5 protein-coding genes are annotated in these 5,821 nt (G+C 60.9%); 4 read left to right on the top strand and 1 reads right to left on the bottom strand.

Annotated features, from left to right (window positions below; all coding sequences use genetic code 11):
- Window positions 1–85: 85 nt before the first annotated feature.
- Window positions 86–1,066: a helix-turn-helix domain-containing protein gene (locus tag NUV89_RS26885; RefSeq protein WP_257783696.1), complete on the bottom strand. Its 981-nt coding sequence runs from the start codon at window positions 1,064–1,066 to the stop codon at window positions 86–88.
- A gap of 316 nt (window positions 1,067–1,382) precedes the next feature.
- On the opposite strand from NUV89_RS26885, the gene antA reads away from it, so the two are divergent.
- The 4 genes from antA (at window position 1,383) to NUV89_RS26905 (ending at window position 5,764) form a co-directional block, all read left to right on the top strand.
- Window positions 1,383–2,774: an anthranilate 1,2-dioxygenase large subunit gene (gene antA / locus NUV89_RS26890; protein ID WP_257783697.1), complete on the top strand. Its 1,392-nt coding sequence runs from the start codon at window positions 1,383–1,385 to the stop codon at window positions 2,772–2,774.
- On the top strand, window positions 2,774–3,265 hold the full coding sequence (gene antB / locus NUV89_RS26895) for an anthranilate 1,2-dioxygenase small subunit (RefSeq protein ID WP_257783700.1): 492 nt from the start codon (window positions 2,774–2,776) through the stop codon (window positions 3,263–3,265). Before antA ends, antB begins: the two co-directional genes overlap by 1 nt.
- Before the next feature lie 18 nt (window positions 3,266–3,283).
- Window positions 3,284–4,291 carry an anthranilate 1,2-dioxygenase electron transfer component AntC gene (gene antC, locus NUV89_RS26900; RefSeq protein ID WP_257783698.1) on the top strand — a complete coding sequence of 336 codons (1,008 nt, stop codon included), beginning with the start codon at window positions 3,284–3,286 and terminating at the stop codon, window positions 4,289–4,291.
- 72 nt (window positions 4,292–4,363) lie between these two features.
- Window positions 4,364–5,764 carry an amino acid permease gene (locus NUV89_RS26905; protein WP_257783699.1) on the top strand — a complete coding sequence of 467 codons (1,401 nt, stop codon included), beginning with the start codon at window positions 4,364–4,366 and terminating at the stop codon, window positions 5,762–5,764.
- The last annotated feature ends 57 nt before the right edge of the window (window positions 5,765–5,821 follow it).

The raw sequence follows: 5,821 nt of genomic DNA on the forward strand, positions 1-5,821 counted from the left end.
ACAGCGGTGGGTCAGCAATACATGTGCAAGCTGGCCCACCGCTTTCGCGAGCAAGCCCGCTCCCACAATTTGATCTCCATAGTTTTCAGGTACCGCGCAGCCGCTTGCGTTGCAGCGTCTGGCTGGGGGACTCGTCAAACAGCTTCCGGTACTCCGCCGAGAACCTGCCCAAATGCGTAAACCCCCAGCCCAAGGCAATCTCGGAAATAGTCCGCGTCGCACCCAGCTCAAGAATCTCCTGGCGCACCGCACTCAGCCGGTACTTCTTCAAATAGACCATGGGCGACAGGGCAAAGTACTTGCGAAACGCATCGAACAGCTTGAACCGCGACACCCCGGCGGCGGCTTCCAGGTCTTCCAGGTGCACCGCTTCGCGGGCGTTGTCGTGGATAAACTGCCGCGCGCGGATCAGGTAGTGCGGCAGCTTCACCCCCAGGACATCGCGCAGTTCTTCTGAATAGTTGTTCGGCTGTGCAAGGATCAAGCCCTTGATTAACGAGCTTTCCAGGTCCCGGGTAAACGCCGCCTGTTCATACAATTCACTGCTGCATTCCAACTCGGCAATAAAGTAGCGCGCCATGCGCCACCACGACGCCGACGCGCCCTCCACCGCATCCATCACCGATTCAAAGCGCAGTGGCGTGTCAATCGGGCGTTGCAGCAAACCCTCCAGGGACTCGCTCATCGCCGCCCGTGTAATCACCACCTGCAACTTGCGGCAATCGCCGGAAATCGCCAGCACCTGGTGCTCGTTGGGCGAGATGATGACGCCTTGGTCACGGTTGGAACTCAGGCGCTCGCCGTTCTTGCTCAGCTCCTGTTCGCCTTCCAGCGGCAGGCTCAGGCTGTAGCTGCTGAAGTGCTCGGCGTCTTCGATGTCGATGGTCACGTCGGTGCCGTATGCGATCACGCCCAAGGTAGTGGCGCGGGACTTGAGCACATTGGCGCTGTGGTGGAAGCGCAAGCGCTCGGGTGTGGCGGTGGTGAGGCGATGGGGCCCACAGATACCGGACATCCAGCTACGGGCGCCCTCCAGGTCGAAACGTTGAATCGTTTGGCTGCTCATCAGGATGCACCCACGGCGGTTAGGCGTTTGCGCGCTCTGGCGGCGCGTCATTGTGGTGGTTCGACAGCAAGTTCCACGCCACGCCGGGGGCATTGCCACTGAGTGGATAGGACCGGCGGACTATGTGGATAAACCTAGGACTTTTCTGGCAATTGCCTGCGAAGACAGTAGCGCATTGCGTCACCGCCCTGCACCACCGTGGGTATTTGCTGCCCAATTATCCGGCGCACCTTCCCCGATTAAGCGGATAGCCCGCGCCCTGCCCCACTGCCTCTAATAAACCACCGATTAGCCCCTATCAAAAAAGGTGCCTCCCATGAGTGGTGCAAGAAGCGTCGAGCAGTGGAAAACGTTTATCGAAGGTTGCCTGGATTTTCGCCCGGTGGATGAGGTGTTCCGCATCGCCCGCGACATGTTCACCGAGCCGCAACTGTTCGACCTGGAGATGGAACTGATCTTCGAGAAAAACTGGATCTACGCCTGCCACGAAAGCGAACTGGCCAATAACCACGACTTCGTGACGATGCGCGCCGGGCGCCAGCCGATGATCGTCACCCGCGACGGCGAGGGCCAACTGAACGCGCTAATCAACGCCTGCCAGCATCGCGGCACCACGTTGACGCGGGTCGGCAAGGGCAACCAGTCGACCTTTACCTGCCCGTTCCACGCCTGGTGCTACAAGAGCGATGGCCGGCTGGTGAAGGTCAAGGCGCCGGGGGAATACCCCGAAGGTTTCGACAAGGCGACGCGCGGCCTGAAAAAAGCGCGCATCGAGAGCTACAAGGGTTTTGTATTCATCAGCCTGGATGTGCATGGCACCGACAGCCTGGAAGACTTCCTCGGCGACGCCAAAGTGTTCTTCGACATGATGGTCGCCCAGTCCGCCAGCGGTGAGTTGGAAGTGCTGCCGGGCAAGTCCGCCTACACCTACGACGGCAACTGGAAACTGCAGAACGAAAACGGCCTGGACGGTTATCACGTCAGCACCGTGCACTACAACTACGTGGCCACCGTGCAGCATCGCCAGCAGGTGAATACGGAAAACGGCACCGCCTCTGGCAGCACGCTGGACTACAGCAAACTCGGCGCCGGCGATGCGAATACCGATGACGGCTGGTTCGCCTTCAACAACGGCCACAGCGTGCTGTTCAGCGACATGCCCAACCCGAGCGTGCGCTCCGGCTACGCGACGATCATGCCGCGCCTCGTCGAGGAACACGGCCAGCAAAAAGCCGAGTGGATGATGCACCGCCTGCGCAACCTGAACATCTACCCAAGCCTGTTCTTTCTCGACCAGATCAGCTCGCAACTGCGCATCATCCGCCCGGTGGCGTGGAACAAGACCGAGATCATCAGCCAATGCCTGGGGGTCAAGGGCGAGTCCGACGCCGACCGCGAAAACCGCATCCGCCAGTTCGAAGATTTCTTCAACGTCTCCGGCATGGGCACGCCGGACGACCTCGTGGAATTCCGCGAAGCGCAGCGCGGGTTCCAGGGCCGGCTGGAACGCTGGAGCGACATCTCCCGCGGCAGCCACCGCTGGGAAACCGGGCCCACGCCCAACAGCGAAGCCATCGGCATCCAACCGGCGATGACCGGCACCGAATTCACCCACGAAGGCCTCTACGTGAACCAGCACCGCAACTGGCAACGCTTCCTCCTCGACGGCCTCGACAAACAAGCGCTGACCCTGCGGGAGGTGGAATGATGAATGCCCAATTGCAGTACCAGATCGAGCAGTTCTTCTACCGCAAGTCCGAGCTGTGCGACGCCCAGGACTGGGACGCCTATGTGCAACTGTTCGACCCGCAGAGCGAATTCCACCTGCCGCAGTGGGACTCGGAACACGTCTACACCCGCGACCCCAAGCGCGAGATGTCGCTGATCTACTACGCCAACCGTTCCGGCCTGGAAGACCGCGTGTTCCGCCTGCGCACCGGCAAAGCCGCGTCGGCCACCCCGATGCCGCGCACTTTGCACCTGATCGATAACGTACGTATTGCCGAACAGGCCGACGGCACGCTGGAAGTGAAGTTGAACTGGCACACGCTGTTTTATCGCCTGGCCACCTCGGAGCAGTTCTACGGCCACGCCACTTATAGCCTCAAGCCCCATGGCGACAGTTGGCTAATCACGCGCAAGCATGCGTTGTTGCTCAACGACACGATCAATTCGGTGCTGGATTTCTATCACCTCTAGGCACCGGGAGTTTTGTTGATGAATCACAAAGTGGCGTTCAGTTTTGCCGACGGCAAGACCCTGTTCTTTCCCGTGGGCAGCCATGAAATCCTGCTGGATGCGGCACTGCGCAATGGCATCAAGATCCCCCTGGATTGCCGCGAAGGCGTGTGCGGCACCTGCCAGGGCCGGTGCGAATCCGGCGATTACAGCCAGGACTATGTGGACGAAGAAGCCCTGTCCAGCCTCGACCTGCAACAGCGCAAGATGCTCAGTTGCCAGACGCGGGTGCAGTCCGACGCGACCTTCTACTTCGACTTTGATTCGAGCCTGTGCAATGCGCCGGGGCCGGTGCAGGTACGCGGCACGGTGAGCGCGCTGGAGCAGGTCTCGGCCAGCACGGCGATCCTGCACGTGCAGCTGGACCAGGCGCTGGATTTTCTGCCCGGCCAATATGCGCGTATTGCGGTACCGGGCACGGACAGCTGGCGCTCGTACTCGTTTGCCAACCGGCCAGGCACTCAGCTGCAATTTCTAGTGCGCCTGCTGCCCGACGGGGTGATGAGCAACTATTTGCGCGAACGCTGCCAAGTGGGCGATGAACTGTTGATGGAGGCGCCGCTGGGGGCCTTTTACCTGCGCCACGTGACCCAGCCATTGGTGCTGGTGGCGGGCGGCACCGGGTTGTCGGCGTTGCTCGGCATGCTCGATGAGCTGGCCGCCAACGGCTGCGAGCAGCCGGTGCACCTGTACTACGGCGTGCGCGGCGCCGAGGACTTGTGCGAAGCGGCGCGCATCCAGGCCTACGCCGGGAAAATCCCGGGGTTTCGCTACAGCGAAGTCCTCAGCGCGCCCTCGCCGGAATGGCTCGGCAAACGCGGCTACCTTACCGAGCATTTCGACCTGGCCGAACTGCGGGACAGTTCGGCGGATATGTACCTGTGCGGCCCCCCGCCAATGGTCGAATCCGTCCAGCAATGGCTGGCGGATCAGGCACTTGTTGGCGTTCAGCTGTATTACGAAAAGTTTACGCAGAGTAATATCTGACCCCTCAGCACTTCTGAGGGGCTGATGCGGCGTGCACTCAACCCTGAGAAAAACAAGTAGAAGGGAATGTTAATGGCGGATGACATGGTTAACCCGGTAGGCCTCAAGCGAGGCCTGAAGAACCGGCACATTCAGCTGATCGCCTTGGGAGGGGCGATTGGCACGGGGTTGTTCCTCGGCTCGGCCGGGGTGCTCAAGTCGGCGGGCCCGTCGATGATCCTCGGCTACGCAATCGCGGGATTCATCGCGTTCCTGATTATGCGCCAGCTCGGCGAGATGATCGTCGAAGAGCCGGTGGCCGGCTCCTTCAGCCACTTCGCCCACAAGTATTGGGGCGGTTACGCAGGCTTCCTCGCGGGCTGGAACTACTGGGTGCTCTACGTCCTGGTGGGCATGGCCGAACTGACGGCGGTGGGCAAGTACATCCAGTTCTGGTGGCCGGAGATTCCGACCTGGGTCAGTGCGCTGGTGTTTTTTGTCGCGGTAAACCTGATAAACACCCTGAACGTGAAGTTCTTTGGTGAAGCCGAGTTCTGGTTCGCGATCATCAAGGTGGTGGCGATTGTCGGCATGATCGTGCTCGGCTGCTACCTGCTGTTCAGCGGCACCGGAGGCCCGCAGGCGTCCATCAGCAACCTGTGGAGCCACGGCGGGTTCTTCCCGAATGGCGGCATGGGGCTGTTGATGTCGATGGCGTTCATCATGTTCTCGTTTGGTGGCCTGGAACTGGTGGGCATCACTGCCGCCGAGGCCAGCGAACCCCGCAAGGTGATCCCGAAAGCGATCAACCAGGTGGTGTACCGGATCCTGATTTTCTACGTCGGCGCCCTCACCGTGCTGCTGTCGCTGTACCCGTGGGACCAACTGCTGCAAACCCTCGGCGCGTCGGGCGATGCCTACAGCGGCAGCCCGTTTGTGCAGATCTTCTCGCTGATCGGCAATGACACCGCAGCGCACATCCTCAACTTCGTGGTGCTGACCGCGGCGCTGTCGGTGTACAACAGCGGCGTGTACTGCAACAGCCGCATGCTGTTCGGCCTGGCCGAGCAAGGCGACGCGCCGAAAGCGCTGATGAAGCTCAACAAACAAGGCGTACCGCTGCGCGCCCTGGCGATTTCGGCACTGGTGACGATGCTGTGCGTGGTGGTCAACTACGTGGCGCCCCACAGTGCGCTGGAGTTGCTGTTTGCGCTGGTGGTAGCGTCCTTGATGATTAACTGGGCGCTAATCAGCCTCACCCACATCAAGTTCCGCAAGGCCATGGGCGAGCAAGGCGTGACGCCGTCGTTCAAGACCTTCTGGTTCCCGTTCAGCAACTACCTGTGCCTGGCGTTCATGGTGGTGATTATCAGCGTGATGCTGGCGATTCCGGGGATTCGCAATTCGGTGTTTGCGATGCCGGTGTGGGTGGGGATTATCTTCATTGCCTACAAGTTGCGGGTCCGCAACACGAAAGTGGCAGTGACCCAGTAACCCCTGTGGGAGCGGGCTTGTGTGGGAGCGGGCTTGCTCGCGAATGCGGTGGGTCAG

The sequence above is a fragment of the Pseudomonas sp. 18.1.10 genome (genome assembly GCF_024655625.1).
Taxonomy (GTDB): domain Bacteria; phylum Pseudomonadota; class Gammaproteobacteria; order Pseudomonadales; family Pseudomonadaceae; genus Aquipseudomonas.